Origin of the sequence: Rhodococcus sp. WY5, assembly GCF_018588185.1 — a bacterium.
Classification (GTDB): domain Bacteria; phylum Actinomycetota; class Actinomycetes; order Mycobacteriales; family Mycobacteriaceae; genus Rhodococcus_F; species Rhodococcus_F qingshengii.
In genome coordinates, this window is record NZ_JAAMPR010000001.1 from 2187400 (window position 1) to 2212084 (window position 24685).

Below are 24685 nucleotides of genomic sequence, written 5' to 3' on the forward strand. Positions count from 1 at the left end.
GAAGGAGGGCCCAGTGGGCAAGCTCGACGGACGTGTAGCAGTGGTCACCGGTGCCGGTATGGGCATCGGGCGCGGAGTGGCGGGCGCGTTCGCGCGTGAAGGCGCGTCGGTGTTGGTTGCCGAGATCGACGAGGCAGCGGGCCTCGAAACCACCCAGTGGTTGCGGGACGAATGGGGCGCGGAGGCGGAATTCGTCCGGACCGACGTCACTGACAAAGCTCAGGTTGTTGCCATGGTCGACAAGTCCGTCGAGCGGTTCGGACGCCTCGACATCCTGGTCAACAATGCTTGGCGGACTTTCGGTTTCGCTCGGCTCGAGAAGATGACCGACGAGCAATTGCGCGGCGGTTTCGACATGGCAGTGATGGCGGCATTCTGGGCGATGCAGGCTGCCCTGCCGGAACTGGAGCGTCACGGCACGGGCCGCGTGATCAACATGTGCAGCCTCAACGGCGTGAATGCTCACATGTACTCGGTGCAGTACAACGCGGCGAAGGAAGCATTGCGAACCCTGACTCGCACTGCTGCCCGCGAGTGGGCTCCCAAGCAGGTGAACTGCAACGTCATCTGTCCCGGTGCGCAGAGTGCGGCGTACAAGCGAGTCGCCGAAGCCAATCCGGAGAACGTGGCAGTGATGGCCGCACAGAACCCGATGGGGCGGATCGGCGATCCCCTCGACGACATCGGCCCCGTTGCGGCCTTCCTGGCAAGTGACGACAGCCGTTACGTCACCGGCAACACCCTCTTCGTCGACGGTGGTGGGCACATCAACGGCGTGCAGTGGGCGCCGACCGTCGACTGATCGACGGCGACGCAGCCGGTGTATCCGGCGTCTATTTGGCCGTGAACCCGGCGTCGACCGGCAACGCGATACCTGTGACGTATCGAGCCTGATCCGAAACCAGCCAGGCTATCGCGTTGCTGACGTCGGCAGCTTCGATCAATTCGACGTTCAAGAGGTTGCCCACGTCGGCTCCGCTCGATGTCGGGGAGTCCGCAAACAGCTTCGCGACCGCGTCGTTGACGACCATCGGTGTATTCGCGCCAGTCGGGTGCACGGAGTTGACACGAATATTGTGGGGAGCAAGCCAGTGCGACCACGTGCGCCCAAGCCCCACGATGGCGTGTTTACTCGCGCAGTAGCCGTCGGATCCGCCGGTGCCGTCACCTCCACGACCGACAAGTCCCAGAGTTGATCCGGTAAGGACTATTGCGCCACCTGTACCTTGTTCGATCATCGCGGGCGCTGCGGCCTGGACGGTATTCCAGACGCCGAATAGATTGACCTCCATCTGGTCGCGGAAGGCGCGAGCATCGTCGATATCCGGGGACATCATGCCGATACCGGCGTTGGCCAGGACGATGTCGACGCTGCCCAGCTCCGCAATTCCTTCGGATACCGCAGTTCGCAGTGCGGACAGATCGCGAACATCCACTTCTCGCGCGACGATACTTCGTCCCAGGTTCTCGACCGCTGCTGTTGTCTGCCGCAAATCGTCGGCGGTTCCCATCGGGTAGGCCACCGATTCGATCTGACGGCAGATGTCGAGCGCAATGATGTTCGCGCCCTCCTGCGCCAATCGCACGGCGTGGCTCCTGCCCTGACCTCGGGCGGCCCCGGTGATCAGTGCGGTTTTGCCTTCCAACTGTCCGGGCATGCGTGCTCCGTCCGTCGTGAATCATGACTACTCGGTCATGAGTACTGACCCGAGGGGACGGCGAAATTCGTCGCCGGCGACGTAGTCTGAATTCAGTTACAGCGGGAACTCGCTTCGGAAGAGAAGAGGCTCGGGATGTCCGATTGGGTGAAGAAGGTCGAAGCTGAAGCCAAAGGGCTCCTCGCCGAGGCGGAAGAAGAGCTGACCGTCCTCGAAGGTGTCGACACCATAGATCCGCTTGCCGACGACGATCCGGCACCAGAAGACGGCACCAAGCCGACGTCAGACTGACCCTGCGACCCGTCGGCGCGCCTCGACACCGCTCGGTATCTCAGAACGGTGGCGGGTCGTCCCCGTAGTCGTTGGGTTCTCGGCGGGCTCGCGGTGATTTCCGCCGCTTGTATTGAACGTGCTCCTCTGCTCGTTTCTGTATCCGTCGGCGCTGGCGATTGCGTTCACTCTGGATACGGGCAGCTTTGTTCTCCGCCTGGGTCCGCCGATTTCGACCGCCCTGGGGCGGTGTCGGTTCGTGCGATCCAGCCATCAATCCTGCGGGTCGCGTTCGGTAACAATGCCCGGTCGGCGACGTCAGCGACATGGTCCGATCCTCGTTCGACGTGAACCGCCACCGGTCGGAATGCTTGAGGCGATGATGGTTGCGGCAGAACGCACTCATATTCGACGCGACCGTTTTACCGCCGCATTCGGGGTCGCCGTGATGGAACGGTTCATTGTGGTCCAGATCGGAATTCCAGGCCGGGACATCACAATGCAGCCATTGGCAGCTGCCCGCGATGATCCGTAACCAGGTATCGAGAACGGCGCCCGGTCGGTAGACGCGCGCCGAAGCAGGCACCGGCTCTGCGACGTCATCAGCAGGTGCTCGGACGTTTCGAATTACGGCGCCACGGGCGATATCGCGAGCATGCTCAGCGCTGATCACCCCGTACCCGTCGAGGTGGGCGGGCTCGCCGCCACCGTGCAGAGTGGAATCAGTCATCACGACGTGAACCACGGGCCGACGAACGACAACACCACCGCTACGATCCTGCGGGCAATCAGCTCGGCCACAGTTGCACGGCAAGAATTGTGATCCGTTGGTCAACTCGAAGAGCGCGTCGGCTCGTCGCTGCTCGTACGTTCGAGAGTCGTTTCGGCATACCGACACTGCCAACTCGCGTAGTCGGCCGTCGAATGCCCGAGCCTGCTCTGCCGGAACGCTTCCCAAGATCTTTGCCATCCCGTCCTCGGCAGCGCTGACCCCGACGAAGCGATCGGTGAGAGCACGGCGTCGGCGTTCTCGCATACCTTCCGGGTCCACCATCGCCACGATCCGATCGATCGCCGCTGTCAGTCGTCTTCCCGTCAAGCCCGTTCCGCCTGCTACTGGTGGGGCGAGAACCTGCTCGAGCAGTAGTCGTTCCACCTCGTCGATCAATTCGTCTTTCACGTTCGCGGTCGCGGAATCGATCAAACCAACTCGGTACAGATCCAACTCGCCACGCGCCATCGCCGCTCGAGTGCGATGCAGACGAGTCCTTAACGAGAACCCCAACCCGATCAGCTTGCCGGCAGCGGCGCGACCCATCGTCAGTGACGCACCGACTTCCGACTCCGCCAACTCGTGTGCGGTCGACGACCACGCACCACTGGCGACATGCTCCGAGCTTCGCCGCGAAAAGAACTCGGCAATCACAGCGAGCTTGCGTTCGACCAGCATCGCCTCGCATGCGTGCAGATCGGTCATGAGATCAACCAGCGCACAATCAGTTTCGGTACCGGTCAGCTGTGCTGAGATACCGAAGAGCTCTGTTGTGGGGTTGACCATGCATCCATTCTATTCGAATGTGTGTTCGATGCGAACCGAATTCTCAAATCAGTCGGAATAGTCCGAATCGGCCGAAGTGCTTATTGTGCTTGCGTTTTGGATCCTGTTCATTCGAAACTCGAACGTGATTGTCGTGCCACTGTGTAAGTATCGGCTTGTGGCAGACAACGCGGTGAAACTCAGTGAACAGTCGCTTGTGCTCTTCATGGACTATGGACAGTTTTACTTATACGGCGACGATGACGGTTTCGGGAGGGAAACGGACCTGCTCGAACTCGCGATGGCTTCGCGCCCTGCGTACAGTGACGGCACAGTTGTGATTGTCCTGAGCCCGCACCAGAACAACTTCAACATGCATACAACGGTCGAAGTCTGGTCCTCCCGACCCACATCCGATCGCGAGAAATGGCAGCAGGTCAGTGAGTCGTTTCTGACGGTTGGTCCGCAGGGGTCAATCAGCTTTGATTCACCTCCGGGTGGGGAGTTCATTGTCTGTGATGTACCCGAGGGGTCATATCTGGTCGAGATTGCCGGCCGCGGTTTTGTAAACTACGGCTGGCCCGGATCGACGGAACCCGGAGATGTTTGGCGGGTGCGTATGTGGCCTGCAGGTGGTGACGAGGTGCGGCCATCGCTGCAGTGGGACATGCCGGGATATGGCGTTCCTGTGGACGAACCGATACCTGAACCGATTCCTCGTCCACAACGGGACATCGAGTCGAAATGGATAACGATTTACGGCGAGAACGGCGAGCTGTCCAGGGTTGTGCAAATCAGTGACCTCCGCGCCGAAGCTGCTGAACGAGAGCGGCAGGAGTGGGGAGGAGATCCGATGCCTGAACTCGAACGATTCCAGTCCGGCAAAGAACTAGCTCGTATGGACCGACCACTTGCCGAAGCGGTCGTCCGCATGAACGTCGCGACTCTTCGTCGACTCGCGTTTTGGGCCGCTGTGCAGGCGTATGAGCATGCGGGATTAGCCGACAGGGATTGGGTTCGTCCGGCCCTCAACGCTATGCATGTGGGACAACAACTTCCGGAACCCTTCGGAAATCGCACAACGGCATTCGAGCACCTACACGAGGAGGAATTCGGTGCGGGGACCGACAATGTGGAGTTGGAAGTCAAGATCGAGATAGTGGACCATTCGCCGCAACCGGAGTCCAATCCGTTCGATCACGGGAATATTCATGTCCCGTCCTACGCTCTCAATGCGATTTTCGACGCGATCGAATCGGACCCGTTGACCGCAGCGGTCAATGCATTGGGAACGGCAGCAGTCACGTTCGGGAAGGATATCCGCATGTTGTTCGCGAGAGCGCGAGTTGAATTCGACCTCGAAGACTGAACCCCAAGTTATTCAAGGGACCTTCGTAGTGCGGTGAGCGGATCCGAGGCATCTCGACGCCCACGCGGACCAGGCCCTTCGGGGTTGACGAAGCGGCCCTCGTCCGAGCGAGTCCACTCGCGTACGGCCCATCTCTCCTTGATCGCCCAACGGCCGTCGCGCCGCTCCATGTGGTCGATGAACCGCGCACCACTGGTGAAGTTGATCATTCCGATGTCTTCGGGCCCGCCCCAGTGTGTGGACATCGAATATGCCTCGCTGATCGCGTGGTCGCCGTGCAGTTCGACCAGGTGGTTGCCGATGTGGTGCATCGTGCCGCCGATCGCGGAGAGTTTTGTTGTGGCCCAGGCGATGTACTCGTCGATGGTGCCGTCGAATCCGGTGTGATGGTCGATCGCGTCCGGGTGGTAGGCGCTGCGGACGAGATCGAAGTCGAGGCGATCGATGCCGCGGCAGTACGTCAGAACCACCTCACGAATTGCCTGCTTGTCGATGAGATCCTGCAGTGCCTGGTCCATGTCACGCCTCCTTGATGCTGGTCATCCAGTCGAGTAATTCCGGTAGTTCTTCGGCAGCGCAATCGAATACGGCAGGCCGAAGCACCACGGCAGACGCGCCGCGGTCGGACCAGTCCAGGACCTTGTCAGCGGTTGCCGAGAGGTCGACGGACCGATTGTCGCGCCGAACCGGCGCCGCAGACACTTGCACACGTGCGGTATCCGGCTCGCGGTCGTGGGCTTCGAACGTGTTGCGCAGCAATGTGACACTGTCGGTGAACGTTCCCAGGTCGGTCGGGTTCACGGTCCAACCGTCGGCGACGCGTGCTATGCGGTCGAAGTTCCGCCGGCTTGGTCCGAAACCGAAGAGCACCGGTACGCGATTTTGGATCGGCAGCGGGAGGCTGTGGTAGTTCTCGAAGGCGAAGTCGCGTCCCTTGAAGGTGGCCGGAGCATTGGTCCACAGTTCGCGACACGCTGCGACAGCCTCCTCCATGCGCCCGAATCGCGCGTCGAAAGGCATGTTGGTAGCGGTGTATTCGGCTTCTTGCCAACCGACGCCGAAACCCATGACGGCTCGACCTTCGGACAATGAGTCGAGAGTTGCAACCTGTTTGGCAAGCAGGGCGGCTGGGCGAACAGTGGCGATCAGAACCGATACTCCGAGGCGAGCGCGTTCGGTCACTGCGGCGATCGAGGAAAGAAGTGAAATCGGTTCGTACCAAGGGTGATCCAACGGGAACAAGAAGTTGTGTTCGGCTACCCGCTGAGCGTGTGCTTCGGCATTGAACCCGAGATGATCGCCGGTGCAGATCAGATCGATCCCGGCACGGTCAGCACGCGCGGCGAAGTCCAGAACCGGGCGAATCTTGCCGTCGAACAGGGCCTCGAGGCCCAAGATGTTGACGCCGATTTCCACAGTCGTCGTTCCTCTACAGTGCCCGCTTGGCATGCGCGGACATCTCGCCCATGTTGTCCAGACAGAAGAGTCTCGAGCTGAACTGCCACGACCCGTCGACGCAGGTGAAGCGATCGAAGTAGCGCCCCGCCAGAATAGGTTGCAGGGCAAGATCTTCGGTACCTTGGATGACCGTGACGTACGAGAGTGCCGTCGCTGATTCACCGTCGACTGCGATTCGCGTGTTGGTCAGCAGATGTTTGGTTCGTGGAACCGGCGGATCACCGTACATTCGAATGAAGCCGCTGCAGGCTGCGAACACTGCGTCGGCGTCGGACGAAATGAGCGTGATGGCAACCCCGTCCGGCCCGCACTGCCCGTAGTCGGACGAGGCGAACAATGCAGCGACTTCACGCAATCGGCCCTGATCGATCAGATGCGTGTACTCGCAGAGCAGGTCACGGATCGCCGACTCGGCGACGATCCGTGACAGCTCCGTAGTCATACGGTGATCTCGCGCCGAACCATCTTGCCGGTTGCATTGCGAGGCAACAGATCGCTGGTGATGCGCCACTTCGACGGCACCTTGAAGTAGGACAGTCGCTCGGCGGCGTAATCACGCAGCTCCGCCTCCGTTGTGGCGGCTCCGGGACGCAGGACGACCACGGCGGACACTTCCTGGCCGAGGTCGGGGTGCGGCATGCCGATGACAGCGCACTCGATCACGTCGGGGTGTTCGTCGAGCGTCTGCTCGATCTCGGTGGGGTAGACGTTCTCGCCGCCGCGCAGGATCAGGTCGGAACGGCGACCGGTGAGACGGAGACGCCCGTTCTCGATGACGCCGAAATCGCCGGTGCGGAGCCAGCGTCCGGGGGCAATTGCCGACTCGGTCGCCTCGTCGTTCTCCCAGTATCCGAGCATGACGAAGGGGCTGCGTACGCACACTTCACCTTCGATGCCGTCCGGCAGCCATTCGCCGAAGGGATCGCGAATCTCCATCGAGACGGTGATGATCGGACGCCCGAGAGTGCCTGGGAACTCTTCGAGTTCGGCGCCGACGGCGACCGCAATGGCGGTGCTGCATTCGGTGAGGCCGTAGCTGTCGACCAGAGCATTGCGTGCGAACGGCACCTGCTCCTTGAGGCGTTCTTTGAACGCGGGCGACGACGGCGCGGATGCCAGCGAGAATGCAGTCAGCGAAGAGACGTCGTACTTGGCGATGTTGCCGTGCTCGAGTAGCCGCGATGCCATCGTGGGGACAGCACCCCAGTTGGTGACACGCTCGCGTTCGACCAACCCGAGCACCTTGTCGACGTCGAATCCGCCCTCGGTCAGGATGACGGCACTGCCCGTCGCGAGACGGGGAACCACCAGATTGTGAAGGCTGGCGATGTGGAAGAGCGGGGAGGTGAGTAGATAACGCAGTGGGCTCGGCTTGGAAGCGTCGTACTCACGGCCGGTGAATGCGGCGCCGATCGCGTCGCTGTACTTGTGGTAGTCGACGACGGCCATCACGTTGCGGTGCGAATGGAGTGCGCCCTTGGGGCGGCCGCTGGTACCACTGGTGAACAGGATGACGGCGGGGTCGTCCTCGTCGATGTCGGTGCTCGGCACGTCGGAGCCTGCATACTCCGCGATGAGCGCGGGCAGATCCTCTTCCATGGTGAGGACCGTGATGTCTGCCGGCAGTTCGGGGAGGGCGGCGCCGCGCTTGGCATCCACGACCAGAACCTTCGGACGTGAGAGCTCGATCCCGTGGGTGACCTCGCGCGGAACCCACCAACCGTTGAGACCGACAGCGATCGCGCCGAGCGCCTGCGTCGCGAAGAACGTCATGACCCATTCGGGAGTGTTGGCAGCGAGGATGCCCACACGGTCGCCCTTGCGGACTCCGTACTTGTCCCGCAGAGCAGTTGCCAGCGCGGCAACGGAATCGGCATGCTCGGTGAACGAGATTCGACGATCGCTGGTGACGAGATAGTCGCCGTCGCCCCAGGCGCGAGATGCCGAGATGAGTTCACCGATGGCGTGACCGCGGTTCTTCATCACAGGCATGACGGTACCGAGAACCTCTTCTTCGACGATCTCGAATGGCCCACCTGGACCGGTGAGGCGTGAGACCGCCTGGTCCAGAAGCAACTGCGGATCTGCGGGGGCAGTCATGGAATGGCCTTTCGTATTGTGGCGCTTTTCACGTCACAAAATCTCACGAGAAAATCATATCTGTGGCGGCGGTTACCACTGAGCGAGACTGGGACGGTTCCGGCTCTGAGGCGTCGATACGTTCGAGTCGTATCGCAGTTGGAGTAATCGACATTCCGATATCGACTAGGACACAGGACACGATGACGAACACCGCCACCGAAGCATCTTCGAATGCAGCTCTTGCAGCTCCTCAGCGCGAGGACGTCGCGCAGATGTTGATCGACCGTCTCGGTGATCAGCACCTGGGTCTGCGGACGCGGACGCAGGACTGGAGCTGGGACGAGGTGGTGCGCGAGAGCGCAGCGCGCGGCTCGCTGGCGAAGTCGCTTCGCGCGCCCGGACCGTTTCACATCGGCGTACTTCTCGAGAACGATCCGGAGTTCCTGTTCTGGCTCGGCGGCGCGGCCCTGACCGGGGCCACGATCGTCGGCATCAATCCGACCAGGCGTGGAGCTGAACTCGAGGCTGAGGTCCGGTACGTCGACTGCCAGCTGATCGTCACCGACAAAGCAGGCTACGAGAAGCTTGCCGGCCTGGACCTCGGGCTGACCGAAGATCGTTTCGTCCTCGTCGACGACGCGTCGTACCCGGACAGGATTGCAGCACATCACGTCGAGTCGCCTCAGATCGACCTCGGTGTCGACGCGTCGACGCTGTTCTTGCTTCTCTTCACCTCGGGCACCACCGGAATGTCCAAGGCAGTGCGGTGCAGCCAGGGGCGTCTGACGCGGTTGGCCTACGCGAACTGCGCCAAGTACGACATCGACCGCGACGACGTCTGCTACTGCTGCATGCCGCTCTTCCACGGCAACGCGTTGATGGCTCTGTGGGCGCCGGCCCTTTCGCAGGGAGCTACGGTCTGCCTCGTTCGTAAGTTCACGGCCTCGGGATTCATGCCGGACGTTCGGTTCTACGGCGCAACATATTTCACCTACGTCGGTAAGGCCTTGGGGTATCTCATGGCGACGCCGGAACTGCCCGACGACATCGAGAACACCCTCACCCACGGCTTCGGGACCGAGGCGTCGCCGGGGGACAAGGCAGAGTTCATCCGTCGTTTCGGTGCACAACTTTTCGAGGGATACGGTTCGAGTGAAGGTGCCGGTTCAGTAGTGCTCGATCCGAACCAACCTGCCGGAGCGCTGGGCCGTCCCGCGAGCGAGAACATCGTCATCGTCGATCCCGATACGCGCGAAGAGCGACCCCGCGCAATTCTCGACGAGCACGGTCACGTGCTGAACCCCGACGAATCCATCGGCGAGATGGTCGACAAGGCCGGATCGAAGAAGTTCGAGGGGTACTACAAGAACGAAGACGCGATCGCCGAGAAGATTCGCCACGGTTGGTACTGGACAGGCGATCTCGGCTACGTCGACGAGGCCGGCTTCATCTACTTCGCGGGACGCAAGGGCGACTGGATCCGCGTCGACGGTGAGAACACCTCGGCTTTGATGATCGAGCACATCCTGCGTCGGCACCCCAAAGTGATTGCCACGGGTGTCTTCGCGGTACCGGATCCGCGTTCGGGTGATCAGGTCATGGCTGCGATCGAGGTCGCCGATCTCGCCGATTTCGATCCGGTCGAGTTCGCCGACTACCTTGCCGCGCAGGCGGATCTGGGTACCAAGGCAGCGCCACGATTTGTTCGCGTTTCGACCGACCTGCCCGTCACGGGCTCCAACAAGGTACTCAAACGTGAACTTCAAGCCGATCGCTGGCGGACCGACGAACCAGTGTTCCACTGGGTGGGCCGAGGCACTCCCGAATACACGTTGATGACCGAAGCTGACGTGGTGAACCTGGAGAAGGAGTTCGAGACGCACGGCCGCACGCGGTTCCTGTGAGTGAAGTTGCGCTGGTGACCGGCGCTTCCCGGGGGATCGGCCGAGAGTGCGCGCTGGCATTCGCGCGCGCCGGATTCGACGTTGCAATCACTGCTCGCACCGTTCGTGAAGGAGAGGGGCGGGCAGCCCCGCGAACGAGGCAAGGCGAGCAAGTGATTCCGGTGCCCGGCAGCCTGGAGACGACGGTTGCCGAGATCGAGTCCTTCGGTGTGCGCGCATTGGCCGTTCCGATGAACCTGCTCGATCTGGCATCCGTCCGCGGCGCCGGTGAACGGGTGCTGGCCGAGTGGGGACGCGTCGACGTGCTGGTGAACAACGCCTATGCGCAGACGGTCGGAAACATGGACCGGGTGCTCGACATCGAGATCGACGACGCTCAGGCGATGGCGATCGGGAATTATCTGCACCAACTCGCTCTGGTCCAGGTGATACTCCCGTCGATGATCAAGAGCGGCAACGGCGTAGTGGTCAATCTGGCATCGGGCTCGGCGACCATGGATCCGCCTGCGCCTCCCGGCGAGGGTGGTTGGGGTCTGTCGTATGCCGCGTCGAAGGCGTCGTTCGGACGTATTGCCGGAGCGATCAACTCCGAGTACCGAGACGCCGGAATCAAAGCGTTCAACCTGAGTCCGGGATTTGTCATCACGGAATCAGGGAAAGCCCGTGGTGGCGCGGACGCAATCGTGGAAGCCGGATTTGCGGCCACACCGGCATCCGTACCCGCTGCAGCGGCGGTGTGGCTTGCAACAGATCCCGATGCGGACCGGTACCTCGGTCGCGTCGTGGATGGTCCGAAATTGATGGCGACACTGGAGGAAACGGTATGAAGCTCGGCGTGGTCGTTCCGGTCGAACTGGGTCGAAGCGGAGACCCTGATTGGATTCTGCAATTCGCCCGTGCGGCCGAGTCGCTGGGTTTCGACGAGATCTCGGCAGTGGAGCACTCGGTGGTCATCGCCGACACCGCGAGCGAGTACCCCTATTCTCCGACCGGCAAATCGCATCTTCCCGATGACTGCGACATCCCGGATCCGCTCGAACTGCTTTCGTTCGTGGCGGGTGCCACAACCACCTTGGGCTTGTCCACTGGAGTTCTGGTGCTGCCCAATCACAATCCGGTAGTGCTCGCCAAAAGATTGGCGACGCTCGATCGCCTTTCCAGTGGGCGATTGCGCATCTGCCTCGGCCTGGGGTGGATGAAGGAAGAGATCGAGGCGTGCGGCGGTGACTTCGAGCGCCGCGGCAAGGTAGCCGATGAGGCCATCGCGGTGATGCGCTCACTCTGGGCGGGCAAGGAAGCGGTCGATTTCGACGGCGATTACTTCTCGTTCAAGGGTGCATACAGCTGGCCGAAGCCGCACCGCGAGTCGGGAGTTCCGCTCTACATCGGTGGACACAGTCTCGCGGCCGCGGGGCGAGCAGGCCGATTGGGTGACGGTTTCCAGCCGCTGGGACTGGCCGGTGAGGATCTCGACAAGGCCGTAGCAGCGATGAAAGCTGCTGCGGTGAAGGCAGATCGAGATCCTGCTGACGTCTCGCTGGTGCTCGGTGCGACACTGCCCAGGCTCGACGAAGCGAAACTCGAGTGGGCACGCGGGTTGGGAGCCGATCGAATCGTGCTGTCCGCCAGTCGTCGTGGCACGTCGCTGGAACTGATCATCGACGAAATGGCCGAATGCTCGAAGCGGCTGGGGCTGAGTAACTAGGAGTGCGGGCGTGACCGGCAGCCATCGGAGCGGCTGCTGGTCATTGCTGTCGGAACGTCGATCAGTTATTGCTTGGTCAGCAATTTGCTCCGGAGCTTTGCGATCGTGTCGGCGTCAAGTTTCAGCACGTCCTGCGAAAACTTCTCCCACCCACCGAACTGGTCGCGAATCTTGTCGAGTACTGGCTGAATCTGGCTGGGACGCTGCTCCATCAACGGTTTCAACAGATCGACATCGATTCCTTTCGAAGACAGAAACGTGTAGGTCTGTTCGTTCTTGGCTTTGTTGTAGGTGTTCGACAGGACGAAGTCGTCGACGATGGTCTTGTCAGGAACACCCAGAATGCCGAGAAGTAGAGCTGTCATCAGTCCAGTGCGGTCTTTGCCTGCCGTGCAGTGGTAAGCGACTGCGGACTCGGAATCGGCGATGGTCCGTAGGGCTTGGGAATACCCGGCCATTCCGTCAGGCTTGGACAGTTGGTCGACGGCGCCGGTGTCGCTGATCCGGACGGCTTCACCGCCCCCCGAGCACCTGCTCCACGATTGCAGGGTCACCAGATTTCAGGGCACTCGTAATCGCTGTGGCAAGAGCCTGAGTGCCGGCATCCAGGACTGCCGTGTTGACCACTTTCACGTTCGCGGGAACCTTGTCTGCTCCGTCCTTTGCGATCTCGCTGTCACCTCGGAAATCGACAACGGTCCGGATGCCTGCGTTCTCGATCGTTTGTTGATCGTCAGCAGTCAGATCGCTCAAGCGGTCGCCACGAAAAACCAGGCCCCACTTGACTGATCGGCCGTCGGCTGTCTCGTATCCGCCGACATCACGCACGTTGGCTGCGCCCTGCAGCGTCACGTGGCGGGTTGACGCGATGGTGGAAGTGCCGTCCTCGTCTATGACCTCGAAGTACCAGCGTGACAGTGGGTCGAGGCCGTCGACCTCAGTGGAGAAGCCGTCGACCGTGCCAATTTCCTTTCCTCCTGCGGCTGGGTTTTTCGGGTCGGTGGCGGCGAATACACGCACCTTTTCCGAGCCGCCGTGTTCCCAGACCAGTGAGTAGTGTCCGGCGGACGCTGATGTCACGTCGAGGTCGGTCGGCGTTTTCGCCGACTCGGCCTTGCTGCATGCGCCGAGTACGAGCATGAGTCCTGCCGCCGACAGCGCAAGAACTCGAGTTTTGCAAGTAGCCATGGGTCCTCCGAATCCAATTGGAAATCGGAGGCTACGCACCGGTGATCACTGTGTCGTGACCGTGTTGTGCAGAGCGGGAAAACTACAGGCTGGAGTGCTTGTCGCCGATGATGATCAGGGATGGGCCAGCCCGTTCAGGAGCATCGCGCCGACAAAGATGGCACTGCTTGCGCGGGCGCTGCAGGACGGGTTGATCGCAATCGACGAACTCTGATCGAAGCGCGAGCGATCGGGTGCGTCGATCCGGGAGTCAGTCGAGGGCGGTGGCGTCGGTTGTCGGCGTCTTGGTGCCGGGAGTCGCTTCGATGTCGAGAACGACCTGGCTGTCGGTGGCTTCTTCGGGGAAGACGTACCGACGCATGGCCCACCAGCGGAAGGCCGTCGCCAGCAGGGTCCCGATGATCGATCCGCTGATGAAGTCCGCGAAGTTTTCCATCAACACCGACACCTCGGGTTGACGCAGATGGAACACGTACCGGGAGGTCCAGAGTGGTACCTGGTTGATGGCCAAACCGATACCCGCGACGATGAAGAACAGAGCGGCCTCGTGATGGCGCTGTCGACCACCGCGCTGCGCAAACGACCATTCGCGGTTGAGGACGTAGGACAGAACCGTCGCGATCAGGACCGCAAGGATGTTGGCCGTCACCGGGTGCTGAGGCAGAACCGTCCACTTGATGCCGAAGAACAGCACCGTGGTGACGATGAAGGCGATGCCGCCGACCACCAGGAACTTGAGCATTTCTGCGTGCGGCAGGACGCGCACGAGAACCCGCTCAGGAAGCCTATTGACCATCTTTTCGACAAACGCCATTGTTCGAGGCTAACCCTGAATACGACCGAGGGCACAAATCGTCGATGCCCGTGTCGGCAAGATCATCAGAATCCGTACCCGAGAATTGCGGGCTTCTGCGCGTTGAAAGCGAAGTCGAAATTCAGGATCTCCTGCGGATCGGACGCGTGGAGTCGGTGCGCCGCCGCGAAGGTCTTGGCCTGGTGCTCGCCCAGGTACAAGCTGCTCAGGACATCAGAGGGCATCGTGATCGCAGGCACCGCGTCAGTGGCCGTACAGGTGGCCTTGCCGTCCTTGACCTGAAGTGCGAAGGTTCCGCCGGCCTTCAGGAACGGATCTTCGACCTTGATGACTGTGTCCAGGTCAGCAGCATATTCACGAGCCTCGAGAGCCGCGGGAACGTCCATGATGCGCAGCCACAGTCGATCGGAGCGCGTCGTCGTCCGGGCAAGGCGGTAGTCCGTGAGCATCAGCCGGAGTGGATCGGCAGGATGCTGGCGTGTCTCGATCCGGGTGACGAGGTCGAGGCCGCAGATCGTGCGCCACAGCGCCGCGTGCGCATCTTCGGTGATCGTCACGAACTCGTCGATCCGGGCGATGCTGTCGCGGCCCTCGCTCGTGTGCCGGTAAGCGATGTATCCGTCCGCGTGTGTCAGAAAGAACAGTCCGGAGGCGCCGTCACGATCCTCGGACGGGTCGGCGAACATATGGTCCCAGAGCGGTTGCGGACGGACCTGAGCGCCGGGTGTCTGCAGCCGCCAGCGGTCGTAGATCTCGGGAAGAAGCGTCGAGGCAGCTTTGATGTCGACGATGGACACGCCACCATTGTCGGGCACCTCGGGGCGGAATCGTGCGAAGCGGCGATCGAGGGTGATGCCTTCGCTGAAGGTGGCCGGGCCGTATCCGAAGCGGTTGTAGATGCCGGCCTCGCTTGCCGTCAGGGCGGCAAGTGGTGCTCCGGTCGACTCGATGTGGGCGTGAAGTGCAGTGAACATCGAGCGTAGGACACCACGTCGACGGTGAGTCGGGGCGACGGATACCCAGGTGATTCCGCGCGTGGGGAGTTGGCGTCCGCCGGGCACGGTGAATTCCATGTCGATTTCGATGGCCACGCCGACGGGTAGGTCACCGTCGACGGCGAGGATGATGTCCTCGGGCTTGTAGAGCGCCTTCGTCAGTTCGCTGACCGCGGGAGACGGGTGAAAACCGAACCCCACCGAGTCGAGTAGTTGGAGAGCCGGCCAGTCGCTCTCGGTAGCGGTGCGGATGGTGATCTTGTTTTCGGGGCTCACGTATATCGACTCTGGCATAGATTGCGTGAAGACGCACATGAATATCGGGGCTGACGTTTCCGCACCGGCTCCCAGGGGTACCGCCCGACGGACCAGTCCTGCGGCACGGAGAAAACCGATACGGAGAAACACTGTGGCGATCACCGACATCAAGGAATATGCCCATCTGACCGAGGAAGACGTCGAGGCACTCGGGCGCGAGCTGGATGCCATTCGGCTCGACATCGAGGAGAAGCGCGGCGCGCACGACGCTCGATACATCCAGCGGACGATCGCGTTTCAGCGCTCTCTGATGGTGGCCGGCCGCATCGTCTTGTTCGCCAGCAAGAAGAAGCCTGCCTGGATTCTGGGGACTGCGCTGCTGGGGGTCGGCAAGATCATCGAGAACATGGAACTCGGCCACAACATCATCCACGGCCAGTGGGACTGGATGAACGATCCCGAGATTCACTCGAGCAACTGGGAGTGGGACAACACCTGCCCGTCCTCGGGATGGAAGCACTCGCACAACTTCACCCATCACAAGTTCACCAACATCGTCGGACTGGACAACGACGTGGGCTACGGAATCATGCGCGTCACGCGCGATCAAAAGTGGCACGCCGACTACCTCTTTCAACCGATCACGAATTTTGTGCTCGCGACCCTCTTCGAGTGGGGAGTGGCACTGCATCACCTCGAAACGGACAAACTCCGCAAGGGTGAGGTGAAGTGGTCCGAGAAATCGGAGATGGCCAAGGACGTCGGTAAGAAGATCGCGCGTCAGGTGGCGAAAGATTACATCCTGTTCCCCGCCCTGACCGGCCCCGCGTGGAAGACCACGTTGACGGCGAACGTCGTTGCGAACCTCATCCGAAACTACTGGAGTTACGCCGTCATCTTCTGCGGGCACTTTCCCGACGGTGCCGAGAAGTTCACGCTCGAGGAATTCGAGAACGAATCGCGCGCTCAGTGGTACCTACGACAGATGCTGGGCTCTGCCAACTTTCATGCCGGTCCCGTCATGGCCTTCATGAGCGGCAACCTCTGCTACCAGATCGAGCATCACTGCTTCCCGGATCTGCCGAGCAATCGGTACTCGGAAATCGCGGTGCCGCTGCGGGACCTGTGTGACAAGTACGACCTCCCGTACACGACCGGGCCGCTGTGGAAGCAGTACGGATTGACTCTGCGCACCATCTGGAAGTTGTCGCTGCCCAACAGGTTTCTCTCGGCTTCCCAGGACGACGCTCCGGAGACGCACTCGGAGTTGAAGTTCCGCATCCGAGGCGGAATCAAGGAAGTGTTCGGCGTCGATCCGCAGACGGGTAAGCGGCGCGGACTGCGAACAGCGATCGCGATGGTCTCGAGCTGATCAGTTACCGCTTGTGCGCCATTGAACGAACCACGAGATCGCCGGTCGACTGGATTGCCTGCACCAGCACGATCAAGATCACGACTGCGACGAACAGCACCGGTGTGTTGAATCGTTGGTAGCCGTACTTGATTGCGAAGTCGCCGAGTCCACCGGCGCCGATGGCACCTGCCATGGCCGAGAAACCGATCAGCATCACCGCCGTCAGGGTTGCTCCTGCTACCAATCCCGGTACGGATTCGGGCAGCAGCACCTTGGTGATGATGTCTTTGTCGGTGGCGCCCATGGACCGCGCTGCTTCGACGCGTCCGGAATCGACCTCACGTAGCGCGTTCTCGACGACGCGAGCGAAGAAGGGCACCGAACCGATGGTCAGCGGGACGATCGCTGCCGTCGCCCCGAGCGCTGTTCCGACGATCGCCCTCGTTGCCGGGATGAGGAGCACCAACAAGATGACGAACGGCAGCGAACGGCCGATGTTCACCACGGTGCCCAGAACCGAATTGAGGACGCGGTTGGGACGGATTCCGTCGGGCGCGCTCGCGTGCAACAGAACACCGAGAGCGATACCGATGATCACGGTGAGCACGAACGAGACACCGACCATGTAGAGCGTGTCGAGTAGGGCTTCCCATGCTTCGCCCAGGGAATCCTGCCAGGACGTCTTGTTCATGAGAACGTCACCTTCACTCCGCGCTGCGAAAGATGTTCTTCGACAGACTTTCTTGTCTCTTCGTTGCTGACGAGTCCCGTGTGCGAGGCGAACTCCACGCGAAGGCGACCGACCTGATGGGATCCGATGTCCTCGACACCGCCGGAGATCACGGTGACGTCGACGTCGAGATCTCGTGAGAGTTGGGAAATCACGGGTGAGGTGGACAGTGAATCGACAAAGGTGAGGAGCGCCGGAATTCCGGTCGTGGACGTTCGTACCGTTCCGGTCGGCAGTAGCGCCTCTCCGAGGGGTGAGTCCGGGTCTGCGACCAGTTCGGTGAGCGTTCCCTCGTCGACGATGCGGCCCTGATCGATCAGCGCAGCGCGATGGCAGATCCGTCGAACCACGTTGAGCTCGTGGGTGATCAGAACAATGGTCACACCGAGTCGTCGATTGAGATCGGCGAGCAGGTCGAGGATCGAATCGGTTGTGTCCGAGTCGAGGGCGCTCGTGGCCTCGTCGCACAGGAGGACGTCGGGTGAAGCCGCCAAGGCTCTCGCGATGCCGACGCGTTGTTTCTGGCCGCCGGACAGTTGCGAGGGGAAGGCGTCACGTCGGTCTTCCAAGCCCACCAACTCGATCAGCTCGTCGACGCGGGCACGTCGATCTGCCCGAGAGTATCCCGCCACTTCGAGAGGGAAGGCGATGTTGGCGGCGACCGAACGGGAATGCAGCAGGTTGAAATGCTGGAACACGACACCGATCCGCTTGCGTGTGTCGCGCAGTTGCGCTGGACTCAGCGCGGTCAGATCGTTGTCGCCCAACAGAATCCGGCCACTGGTCGGGCGTTCGAGCAGGTTGAGGCAGCGCAGCAAAGTCGACTTGCCGGCGCCGCTCTTGCCGATGATGCCGAAGATTTCGCCGTCTTCGATTTTCAGGGATACGGAATCGAGCACATGCAGAACCTTTGTGCCGCTGCGGTATTCCTTGGAGACCGATTCGATCGAGAAGACCATGACGGGTCTCGATCAGGTAGCGCTGGCCGGAATGACCGAGCCCTGATAGGTCTGCTCGATGAACGTCGCGACGTCGGCGGACGTCAATGCCTCGGCCAACTTCTGTACTCGCGCATCGTTTTCGAGCGAGGTGCGTACGGTCAGGACATTGGCGTACGGGTTGCCCTCGGCCTTCTCGAGCACCAGGGCGTCCTTGGCCGGGTTGAGGCCACCTTCGATTGCGTAGTTGCCGTTGATGATTGCGAGATCGACATTTCCGTCGTCGAGCGTGCGCGGCAGCTGCGGGGGATCGACCTGGGTGAACGTGAGTCCCTTGGGGTTGTCGATGATGTTCTTCTCGCTGATCTGCGTGATGTCGGTGCCGGGGGCGCCCAACTGCTGATCGAGCTTGATCAAACCGGCCTGCTGCAGCAGGTACAGCCCACGGGCGAAGTTCGTCACGTTGTTGGACAAAGCGACCGTTGCGCCCTGGCGCAGGTCGGCCACGTTGGTGACCTTCTTGGAATATGCACCGAGGGGCTCGACGTGGACCTTCGCCACGGCGACCAGGTCGTCGACACCCTTTTCCTTCGACCACGATTCCTGGTACGGCACGTGCTGGAAGAAGTTGGCGTCGGTGTCTCCGGCTTCGAGCACCTCGTTGGCGTCGAGATCGCCGGTGATCTCGCTGACCTCGATCTTGGTGTCACCGAGCAGGCCCTTTTCTTCGACGAACTTCAGGATCTCGGCGTGCGGAACCGAAGAAGCGACGATGCGAAGAGGTGCGTTCTCGTCGGAGGAGTTGTCGCTCGAGCACGCGGCTACGGTTCCGACTGCGACGGCGGCCACTGCGAAGGTAGCGAGGAATCTTCTGGTGCGCGAGCGTGACATGTGAATCTCCAAGACATAGCCGAACGCACGCCGAGATGGCGTGACAGTTGCTGAACGCTAGCCCGGTAAACCTCCCGTGAGGAGATACAGAATCACCGCGATTTTTTCATGTACCTATTGTCCGAGCAGGATGACCGGAACGTCCTCGGCAAAATCGACTACCAGTTCGCGACGCGAGAACAGCCAGGTGCCGTCGATCTTTTCGAAGCTGTCCTGGTAACGAATCTCGATCCGGTTGTCCCGGTGGCCCTCGCCCCGCGGATAGATGTGGTGGGCGGAGCAGTAGGCCTCACCGTGCGCAGTGGTGGGGCCGTCGAGGTCGAGGATCTGCTGCTCGACGATGTGCCGGGTCGAGTGCAGATGTGAGACGGCATCGACAACCGAACTGCTGACGACGGAATTCCCACGTATCTCCGTCGGCGCACCCGTTCCGTTCAGTGCCGGCGGCAAGACGAATGCCACGTCGTCAGTGAAGAGAGCCGCAAGTGCAGTGGTGTTTCGGCGGTCGACGGCCTGTGCATACCTGGCGGCCAAGTCGGTGAGAGCGACGCGATCCGAGGAGTCCATGCGCATATCTCACCCTATGTGACGCCGCTCATGTTTCGGCTTCCCGCTCAACGAGACATTCACAGCGCCCACCTGGGCATCTGGTTAGCGTCCAGGCCAAGAGTTGCCAGCCATGAATGCCATAGGAGAAACAGCGATGGATCTGAGGGAATCGCCCGAGCAGCAGGAGCTCCGCAAGGAGTTGCGCGCGTACTTCGCGGCGCTGCTGCCGGAAGAGAAGCGTCGCGCGGCCGGCGAGCAAGGTGTGGGTGGCGAGTACTTCCGCGAGATCGTGAAGTTGCTGGGTAAGGACGGCTGGCTCGGCATCGGCTGGCCCAAGGAATTCGGTGGACAGGGACGCTCCATCGAAGAGCAGTTCGTGTTCTTCGACGAGGTTCAGCGCGCAGGTCTGCCGTTCCCCTTCGTGACGGTCAATACCGTCGGACCGACGTTGATGAAGTACGGCACCGAAGAACAGAAGGAACGTTTCCTGCCCGGCATCCTGGCCGGCGACATCGTCTTCGCAATCGGGTACACCGAGCCCGAGGCCGGCACCGACCTCGCGTCACTCAAGACTCGTGCGGTTCTCGACGGTGACGAGTGGATCGTCGACGGCAACAAGATCTTCACCAGTGGCGCCAACACTGCCGACTACGTGTGGCTGGCCTGCCGCACCGACGCGGATGCCCCCAAGCACAAGGGAATCTCGATCCTGATCGTCCCCACCGAGGATGCAGGCTTCGAGTGGTCACCGATCAACACCGTCGGCGGCTTGATGGTGACGTCCACGTACTACTCCGGCATTCGAGTTCCGTCGAAGGACGTTGTCGGCGAGGTCAACGGCGGCTGGCAGCTCATCACGGCTCAGCTCAACCACGAGCGAATCGGCCTGGCGGCCATCGGTGGTCGCACGTACGGTCTGTGGAACCTGGTCCTGGACTGGGCCAAGGAAAACGGCGCCATCGACATCCCGTGGGTGCAACAGGACTTCGCTCGCACACACGCCAAGCTCGAGGCCATGCGACTGCTGAACTGGAAGATGACGGCAGCCGTCGCACAGGACACGCTCTCCGGAGCCGACGCCGGTGCCACCAAGACGTACGGGACCGAGACTCACGTCGACGTCTACCGCACCCTGCTCGGAATTCTCGGCTCCGCCGGACGCATTCGCCCCGAGTCTCCGGGCGCTCTGCTTGCCGGTCAGATCGAGCAGATCTCGCGTCAGGGTGTCGTGAATACCTTCGGCGGCGGCGTCAACGAAGTTCTGCGGGACATGGTCGGCACCATCGGGCTCGGCTTGGTTCGCGAAAAGAGGGTCAAGTGAGCGACATTTCGGCGCAACTCGACGCTTTTGTCGGCCAGACGCTTGTTCCCACCACCTGGGGACCCGACGAGGTCAACATCCCCATGATCCGGCATTGGGCCGAGACCATGGGCGATACCAACCCCGTCTACCTCGACGACGACGCTGCCCGCGCCACCGGCCGTGACGGCGTCGTCGCTCCGGCTCAGATGCTCCAGGTCTGGATCATGCGGACGTTCACCGACAAGATGGCGGGCAACGACCCGTCACAGGTGTGGACCGATCTGATCGCCACCCTCGACGCTGCGGGCTACAGTTCCGTCGTCGCCACCGATTCCGATCAGGAGTTCTTCGCCGAACTGCGCCCAGGCGATCGTGTGAACTACACCGAGGTCATCGAGTCGATTTCCCCTGAAAAGAAGACCGGACTCGGCGTCGGACACTTCGTGACGACGCTCAAGACGTACCGCAACGGCGACGACGAAGTTGTCGGCACGCAGCGGTGGCGGACACTGCGGTTCAAGCCGCAGGAAGCCAAGGCTCCGGAGGCTCCGCGCGCATTGCGTCCGCGTCCGGCTCTCAACGCGGACAATGCTTTCTGGTTCGAAGCGGCCAAGGAGCACCGTCTGGTGATCCAGCGCTGCACGTCCTGCAAGACGTTGCGTCATCCCACCGGCCCGATGTGCGGCGAGTGCCGGTCACTCGAGTGGGACACGATCGACGCGTCGGGGCGAGGCACGGTGTACAGCTTCGTGGTCAATCATCACCCCAAGATCGACGCGTTCGACTACCCGCTCATCGTTGCGGTAATCGAACTCGAAGAGGGAACCCGATTGATCGCCAACATGGTGGGTATCGCGCCCGAAGATGTCGTGGTCGACATGCCCGTGGAACTTGACTGGATCGACGCCGACCCGGATCTGACGCTTCCCGCGTTCCGGCCGGCCGTACGCGAGGAGCACTGATGGACTTCAATTTCAGCGAAGAGCAGGACGCGATTCGCTCACTGGCCGACGAGGTCTTCACCAGCAAGGCAACGATCGAGCGCACCAAGGAGATCGAACTCTCCGCCGAGCGTGTCGACCGCGAACTGTGGCGAGAACTCGCGAGTACCGGCCTGCTCGGTATCGCCCTGCCCGAGGAGTTCGGCGGCGGCGGACTCGGCTTGTCCGAGCTGTACGCACTGCTGGAAGAGCAGGGCCGTCACGTTGCGGCCGTGCCGATCTGGGAAACGACCCTTGCGGCATTGGCTGTCAACGAGTTCGGTTCCGATTCCCTTCGTGCCGAGCTCCTTCCGAGTGTTGCCGACGGCAGTCGATTCCTGACCGTCGGGCTCGAGGAATTCGGGCCGTACACGGGCGGCGACCCGCTGACCACGGCTGAGCAGGACGCCGACGGCAACTGGACCGTGACGGGTGAGAAGGCAGTAGTGCCGATGACTCACGTCGCGAACCTTGCTCTCGTTTCGGCAACCGCTTCCACCGGTACGGCACTGCTGCTGGTCGACCTGAGTGCCGAGGGAGTGACGCTCGAACAGACGCAGTCCACCAACTGGGAGATCTGTGCCAACGTCACCTTTGCCGGTGCCCCCGCGCAGCTGATCGGTGCGGCTGACGGCACCACGGTTCCGTGGCTGATCGACCGCGTTCAGCTGGCATTGGCCGCAATCCAATGGGGCGTCGGGTCGGGTGCAGTCGCGCAGGCCGTCACGTACCTGAACGGCCGCAAGCAGTTCGGCCGTCCGCTGGCGACCTTCCAGGCCGTCAATCATCAACTCGCTGACTGCTACATCGATCTCGAAGCGATGCGCGTGACACTGTGGCAGGCCGCCTGGCGCATCTCCGAGGGACTGGATCTCGGCACCTCGGTACTGGTCGCCAAGTGGTGGGCTACCGACGGCGGACAGCGCGTCGTGCATCGCACCACGCATGTTCACGGCGGCATGGGCGTCGACACCGACTACCCGGTTCACCGTCACCTGTTGTGGGGCAAGCAGATTGCTGCCACCCTCGGTGGTTCCAGCTCCGATCTAGCGCGTCTGGGTGCGCAGCTCGCATCCGGTGTGGAGGTGCTCGCATGACCGTACTTGCCGGTCGCAGTTACGCAGACGTCGTTGTCGGAGAGGCATTGCCCGAGTTGGCGATCCCGCTGACCCGCACGTTGATCGTCGCCACGGCAATCGCCACTCGCGATTTTCAGGACGTGCACCACGATCCGAGCCTGGCCCAGGAGCGTGGCTCGAAGGATGTCTTCATGAACATCCTCACGAGCAACGGTCTTGTCGGTCGATACGTCACGGACTGGGCCGGATCTGCATCGACCCTGCGCCGCATCGCCATTCGTCTCGGGGCGCCCAACTACCCGGGTGACACCATGACGATGACCGGTGAGGTCGTGTCCAAGGAAGACGGAGTGGTCGTGGTCAAGGTGCAGGGTGCAAACAGCCTCGGCAACCATGCATCCGGCACCGTCGCAGTCGCTTTCAAGGAAGAGGAGAGGCCCTGATGGCGATCAGCCCACTCTCGGGAGCCGCCGCCATCGTCGGCATCGGATCCACCGAGTTCTCCAAGAACTCCGGCCGCACCGAACTGCAGTTGGCGTGTGAGGCCATCGTCGCGGCACTCGCTGACGCCGGTATCGATCCGTCCGAGGTCGACGGTCTGTCCACCTACACGTCGGAGACGAACGGCGAAGCGATCGTGGCTCGCAACTGTGGTCTCGGCGAGCTGAAGTTCTTCTCGCGCATTCACTACGGCGGCGGCGCTGCGTGTGCCACCGTGCAGCAGGCGGCCATGGCAGTTGCGACGGGTGTTGCCGACGTCGTGGTTTGTTACCGCGCCTTCAACGAGCGCTCCGGTGTGCGCTACGGCCTAGGGCAGCACGATCGCCCCATGGACAGCACCGCGGATCGCGCGGCATATGCGTGGATGACTCCGCAGGGATTGTCGACTCCCGCTCAGTGGGTCGCCATGTTCGCCCGCCGCTACATGCACCAGTACGGTGCGACGAGTGAGGACTTCGGACGAGTTGCAGTGGTGGCGCGCAAGCATGCCGCCAACAACCCGGCTGCTTGGTTCTACGAGCGTCCGATCACGCTCGAGGACCATCAGAACTCGCGCTGGATCGCCGAGCCGCTGCACCTGCTCGACTGCTGCCAGGAAACCGACGGCGGCCAGGCATTGGTCATCGTCTCTGCCGAGCGCGCAAAGGATCTGGCCAACAAGCCCGTCGTCATCAAGGGCGCCGCTCAGGGCAGTAGCAAGGATCAGCACATGATGACCAGCTACTACCGGCCCGACATATCGGGTATCCCGGAGATGGGCTTGGTTGCTCGTCAGCTGTACGGCCAGAGCGGCCTGACACCGGACGACATCAACGCCGCGATCCTGTACGACCACTTCACTCCGTTGGTGCTTCCCCAGCTCGAAGAACTGGGCTTCTGCAAGCCAGGCGAAGCCAAGGACTTCATCCGCGAAGGCAACCTCGAGATCGGTGGACGCCTGCCGTCCAACACTCACGGTGGTCAGGTCGGCGAGGCGTACCTGCACGGTGTCAACGGAATTGCCGAAGGTGTGCGACTGGTGCGAGGCACGTCGACCAACCAGCCCGAGGGCGTCGAAAACGTATTGGTCACAGCCGGAACAGCAGTACCCACCAGCGGTCTCGTTCTCGGCGCTGTTTGAGA

Annotated in this window: 26 protein-coding genes; 12 read left to right on the forward strand and 14 right to left on the reverse strand. The window is 61.8% G+C overall.

Going from position 1 to position 24685, the window contains the following annotated elements; translation table 11 throughout:
- The first annotated feature begins 13 nt into the window (after positions 1–13).
- Positions 14–802, forward strand: a complete 789-nt coding sequence (locus tag G4D79_RS10150; protein WP_007732675.1) for an SDR family NAD(P)-dependent oxidoreductase — start codon at positions 14–16, stop codon at positions 800–802.
- Positions 803–833: 31 nt separating this feature from the next.
- Here the strand turns inward: G4D79_RS10150 and G4D79_RS10155 are convergent, their stop codons facing one another.
- Entirely contained in the window at positions 834–1658 is an 825-nt protein-coding gene (locus G4D79_RS10155) for a mycofactocin-coupled SDR family oxidoreductase (RefSeq protein ID WP_003940537.1), read from the reverse strand.
- 135 nt (positions 1659–1793) lie between these two features.
- Here G4D79_RS10155 and G4D79_RS10160 point away from each other — a divergent pair, with 135 nt between their 5' ends.
- Positions 1794–1949 carry a hypothetical protein gene (locus tag G4D79_RS10160; protein ID WP_003940615.1) on the forward strand — a complete coding sequence of 52 codons (156 nt, stop codon included), beginning with the start codon at positions 1794–1796 and terminating at the stop codon, positions 1947–1949.
- A 40-nt stretch (positions 1950–1989) separates the two neighbouring features.
- Here G4D79_RS10160 and G4D79_RS10165 read toward each other — a convergent pair whose 3' ends face one another.
- Positions 1990–3486 carry a DUF222 domain-containing protein gene (locus tag G4D79_RS10165; protein WP_064074284.1) on the reverse strand — a complete coding sequence of 499 codons (1497 nt, stop codon included), beginning with the start codon at positions 3484–3486 and terminating at the stop codon, positions 1990–1992.
- A 157-nt stretch (positions 3487–3643) separates the two neighbouring features.
- Here G4D79_RS10165 and G4D79_RS10170 point away from each other — a divergent pair, with 157 nt between their 5' ends.
- Positions 3644–4834 (forward strand): hypothetical protein, encoded by a 1191-nt coding sequence (locus G4D79_RS10170; RefSeq protein ID WP_180279584.1) that lies wholly within the window; start codon positions 3644–3646, stop codon positions 4832–4834.
- Positions 4835–4842: 8 nt separating this feature from the next.
- Here the strand turns inward: G4D79_RS10170 and G4D79_RS10175 are convergent, their stop codons facing one another.
- Genes G4D79_RS10175 through G4D79_RS10190 form a run of 4 tightly spaced genes read right to left on the reverse strand, consistent with a single transcriptional unit; the run spans position 4843 to position 8392 of the window.
- Entirely contained in the window at positions 4843–5352 is a 510-nt protein-coding gene (locus G4D79_RS10175) for a nuclear transport factor 2 family protein (RefSeq protein WP_042924821.1), read from the reverse strand.
- 1 nt (position 5353) lies between these two features.
- Positions 5354–6250: a TIGR03619 family F420-dependent LLM class oxidoreductase gene (locus tag G4D79_RS10180; RefSeq protein WP_042924820.1), complete on the reverse strand. Its 897-nt coding sequence runs from the start codon at positions 6248–6250 to the stop codon at positions 5354–5356.
- Positions 6251–6263: 13 nt separating this feature from the next.
- A complete protein-coding gene (locus G4D79_RS10185; RefSeq protein WP_054827056.1) occupies positions 6264–6734 on the reverse strand; it encodes a nuclear transport factor 2 family protein in 471 nt (156 codons plus the stop codon).
- Positions 6731–8392 carry a class I adenylate-forming enzyme family protein gene (locus tag G4D79_RS10190; protein ID WP_007732670.1) on the reverse strand — a complete coding sequence of 554 codons (1662 nt, stop codon included), beginning with the start codon at positions 8390–8392 and terminating at the stop codon, positions 6731–6733. Before G4D79_RS10190 ends, G4D79_RS10185 begins: the two co-directional genes overlap by 4 nt.
- 254 nt (positions 8393–8646) lie before the next feature.
- Here G4D79_RS10190 and G4D79_RS10195 point away from each other — a divergent pair, with 254 nt between their 5' ends.
- Genes G4D79_RS10195 through G4D79_RS10205 form a run of 3 tightly spaced genes read left to right on the forward strand, consistent with a single transcriptional unit; the run spans position 8647 to position 11983 of the window.
- Positions 8647–10278, forward strand: coding sequence for an AMP-binding protein (locus G4D79_RS10195; protein ID WP_037128859.1), 1632 nt, complete (start codon positions 8647–8649; stop codon positions 10276–10278).
- On the forward strand, positions 10275–11105 hold the full coding sequence (locus G4D79_RS10200; protein WP_099697524.1) for an SDR family NAD(P)-dependent oxidoreductase: 831 nt from the start codon (positions 10275–10277) through the stop codon (positions 11103–11105). Before G4D79_RS10195 ends, G4D79_RS10200 begins: the two co-directional genes overlap by 4 nt.
- Positions 11102–11983 (forward strand): LLM class F420-dependent oxidoreductase, encoded by an 882-nt coding sequence (locus G4D79_RS10205; RefSeq protein WP_099697525.1) that lies wholly within the window; start codon positions 11102–11104, stop codon positions 11981–11983. The genes G4D79_RS10200 and G4D79_RS10205 overlap by 4 nt, the downstream gene beginning before the upstream one ends.
- 65 nt (positions 11984–12048) lie before the next feature.
- On the opposite strand, the gene G4D79_RS10210 is transcribed toward G4D79_RS10205, so the two are convergent.
- The 4 genes from G4D79_RS10210 to G4D79_RS10230 form a co-directional block, all read right to left on the reverse strand.
- Positions 12049–12537 (reverse strand): tyrosine-protein phosphatase, encoded by a 489-nt coding sequence (locus G4D79_RS10210; protein WP_099697526.1) that lies wholly within the window; start codon positions 12535–12537, stop codon positions 12049–12051.
- A complete protein-coding gene (locus G4D79_RS10215) occupies positions 12497–13171 on the reverse strand; it encodes a tyrosine-protein phosphatase (protein WP_099697527.1) in 675 nt (224 codons plus the stop codon). The genes G4D79_RS10210 and G4D79_RS10215 overlap by 41 nt, the downstream gene beginning before the upstream one ends.
- A 250-nt stretch (positions 13172–13421) precedes the next feature.
- Positions 13422–13985 carry a GtrA family protein gene (locus G4D79_RS10225; RefSeq protein WP_003939753.1) on the reverse strand — a complete coding sequence of 188 codons (564 nt, stop codon included), beginning with the start codon at positions 13983–13985 and terminating at the stop codon, positions 13422–13424.
- A 65-nt stretch (positions 13986–14050) separates the two neighbouring features.
- Positions 14051–15256: an enhanced intracellular survival protein Eis gene (locus G4D79_RS10230; RefSeq protein WP_042924862.1), complete on the reverse strand. Its 1206-nt coding sequence runs from the start codon at positions 15254–15256 to the stop codon at positions 14051–14053.
- Positions 15257–15389: 133 nt separating this feature from the next.
- On the opposite strand from G4D79_RS10230, the gene G4D79_RS10235 reads away from it, so the two are divergent.
- Positions 15390–16610: a fatty acid desaturase gene (locus tag G4D79_RS10235; RefSeq protein ID WP_007732653.1), complete on the forward strand. Its 1221-nt coding sequence runs from the start codon at positions 15390–15392 to the stop codon at positions 16608–16610.
- Positions 16611–16614: 4 nt separating this feature from the next.
- Here G4D79_RS10235 and G4D79_RS10240 read toward each other — a convergent pair whose 3' ends face one another.
- The 4 genes from G4D79_RS10240 to G4D79_RS10255 all read right to left on the reverse strand — a co-directional run bounded on the left by G4D79_RS10240 (position 16615) and on the right by G4D79_RS10255 (position 19724).
- Positions 16615–17283, reverse strand: coding sequence for a methionine ABC transporter permease (locus tag G4D79_RS10240; protein WP_007732650.1), 669 nt, complete (start codon positions 17281–17283; stop codon positions 16615–16617).
- Positions 17280–18281 (reverse strand): methionine ABC transporter ATP-binding protein, encoded by a 1002-nt coding sequence (locus tag G4D79_RS10245; protein WP_099697528.1) that lies wholly within the window; start codon positions 18279–18281, stop codon positions 17280–17282. The genes G4D79_RS10240 and G4D79_RS10245 overlap by 4 nt, the downstream gene beginning before the upstream one ends.
- A gap of 12 nt (positions 18282–18293) precedes the next feature.
- Complete coding sequence (locus tag G4D79_RS10250) at positions 18294–19151, reverse strand: MetQ/NlpA family ABC transporter substrate-binding protein (protein WP_099697529.1); 858 nt, start codon at positions 19149–19151, stop codon at positions 18294–18296.
- A gap of 114 nt (positions 19152–19265) precedes the next feature.
- Entirely contained in the window at positions 19266–19724 is a 459-nt protein-coding gene (locus G4D79_RS10255) for a nuclear transport factor 2 family protein (RefSeq protein ID WP_030537000.1), read from the reverse strand.
- A 130-nt stretch (positions 19725–19854) separates the two neighbouring features.
- On the opposite strand from G4D79_RS10255, the gene G4D79_RS10260 reads away from it, so the two are divergent.
- The 5 genes from G4D79_RS10260 to G4D79_RS10280 are packed head-to-tail and all read left to right on the forward strand — an operon-like array spanning position 19855 to position 24683.
- Positions 19855–21021 (forward strand): acyl-CoA dehydrogenase family protein, encoded by a 1167-nt coding sequence (locus tag G4D79_RS10260; protein WP_003940442.1) that lies wholly within the window; start codon positions 19855–19857, stop codon positions 21019–21021.
- Positions 21018–21965, forward strand: coding sequence for a bifunctional MaoC family dehydratase N-terminal/OB-fold nucleic acid binding domain-containing protein (locus tag G4D79_RS10265; RefSeq protein ID WP_099697530.1), 948 nt, complete (start codon positions 21018–21020; stop codon positions 21963–21965). The genes G4D79_RS10260 and G4D79_RS10265 overlap by 4 nt, the downstream gene beginning before the upstream one ends.
- Positions 21965–23080: an acyl-CoA dehydrogenase family protein gene (locus G4D79_RS10270; RefSeq protein WP_099697531.1), complete on the forward strand. Its 1116-nt coding sequence runs from the start codon at positions 21965–21967 to the stop codon at positions 23078–23080. The genes G4D79_RS10265 and G4D79_RS10270 overlap by 1 nt, the downstream gene beginning before the upstream one ends.
- Positions 23077–23505 (forward strand): MaoC family dehydratase, encoded by a 429-nt coding sequence (locus G4D79_RS10275; protein ID WP_003940399.1) that lies wholly within the window; start codon positions 23077–23079, stop codon positions 23503–23505. The genes G4D79_RS10270 and G4D79_RS10275 overlap by 4 nt, the downstream gene beginning before the upstream one ends.
- The gene (locus G4D79_RS10280) at positions 23505–24683 is read left to right on the forward strand and encodes a lipid-transfer protein (protein WP_003940050.1); all 1179 of its coding nucleotides are present in this window, start codon (positions 23505–23507) and stop codon (positions 24681–24683) included. The genes G4D79_RS10275 and G4D79_RS10280 overlap by 1 nt, the downstream gene beginning before the upstream one ends.
- The last annotated feature ends 2 nt before the right edge of the window (positions 24684–24685 follow it).

What these genes read in the sequence shown, in the direction of transcription:
- G4D79_RS10155 (WP_003940537.1), bottom strand. Translation starts at nt 1,658, where the DNA reads ATGCCCGGACAGTTGGAAGGCAAAACCGCACTGATCACCGGGGCCGCC.
- G4D79_RS10160 (WP_003940615.1), top strand. Translation starts at nt 1,794, where the DNA reads ATGTCCGATTGGGTGAAGAAGGTCGAAGCTGAAGCCAAAGGGCTCCTC.
- G4D79_RS10165 (WP_064074284.1), bottom strand. Translation starts at nt 3,486, where the DNA reads ATGGTCAACCCCACAACAGAGCTCTTCGGTATCTCAGCACAGCTGACC.
- G4D79_RS10175 (WP_042924821.1), bottom strand. Translation starts at nt 5,352, where the DNA reads ATGGACCAGGCACTGCAGGATCTCATCGACAAGCAGGCAATTCGTGAG.
- G4D79_RS10185 (WP_054827056.1), bottom strand. Translation starts at nt 6,734, where the DNA reads ATGACTACGGAGCTGTCACGGATCGTCGCCGAGTCGGCGATCCGTGAC.
- G4D79_RS10190 (WP_007732670.1), bottom strand. Translation starts at nt 8,392, where the DNA reads ATGACTGCCCCCGCAGATCCGCAGTTGCTTCTGGACCAGGCGGTCTCA.
- G4D79_RS10195 (WP_037128859.1), top strand. Translation starts at nt 8,647, where the DNA reads ATGTTGATCGACCGTCTCGGTGATCAGCACCTGGGTCTGCGGACGCGG.
- G4D79_RS10205 (WP_099697525.1), top strand. Translation starts at nt 11,102, where the DNA reads ATGAAGCTCGGCGTGGTCGTTCCGGTCGAACTGGGTCGAAGCGGAGAC.
- G4D79_RS10215 (WP_099697527.1), bottom strand. Translation starts at nt 13,171, where the DNA reads ATGGCTACTTGCAAAACTCGAGTTCTTGCGCTGTCGGCGGCAGGACTC.
- G4D79_RS10225 (WP_003939753.1), bottom strand. Translation starts at nt 13,985, where the DNA reads ATGGCGTTTGTCGAAAAGATGGTCAATAGGCTTCCTGAGCGGGTTCTC.
- G4D79_RS10240 (WP_007732650.1), bottom strand. Translation starts at nt 17,283, where the DNA reads ATGAACAAGACGTCCTGGCAGGATTCCCTGGGCGAAGCATGGGAAGCC.
- G4D79_RS10245 (WP_099697528.1), bottom strand. Translation starts at nt 18,281, where the DNA reads ATGGTCTTCTCGATCGAATCGGTCTCCAAGGAATACCGCAGCGGCACA.
- G4D79_RS10250 (WP_099697529.1), bottom strand. Translation starts at nt 19,151, where the DNA reads ATGTCACGCTCGCGCACCAGAAGATTCCTCGCTACCTTCGCAGTGGCC.
- G4D79_RS10255 (WP_030537000.1), bottom strand. Translation starts at nt 19,724, where the DNA reads ATGCGCATGGACTCCTCGGATCGCGTCGCTCTCACCGACTTGGCCGCC.
- G4D79_RS10260 (WP_003940442.1), top strand. Translation starts at nt 19,855, where the DNA reads ATGGATCTGAGGGAATCGCCCGAGCAGCAGGAGCTCCGCAAGGAGTTG.
- G4D79_RS10270 (WP_099697531.1), top strand. Translation starts at nt 21,965, where the DNA reads ATGGACTTCAATTTCAGCGAAGAGCAGGACGCGATTCGCTCACTGGCC.
- G4D79_RS10275 (WP_003940399.1), top strand. Translation starts at nt 23,077, where the DNA reads ATGACCGTACTTGCCGGTCGCAGTTACGCAGACGTCGTTGTCGGAGAG.
- G4D79_RS10280 (WP_003940050.1), top strand. Translation starts at nt 23,505, where the DNA reads ATGGCGATCAGCCCACTCTCGGGAGCCGCCGCCATCGTCGGCATCGGA.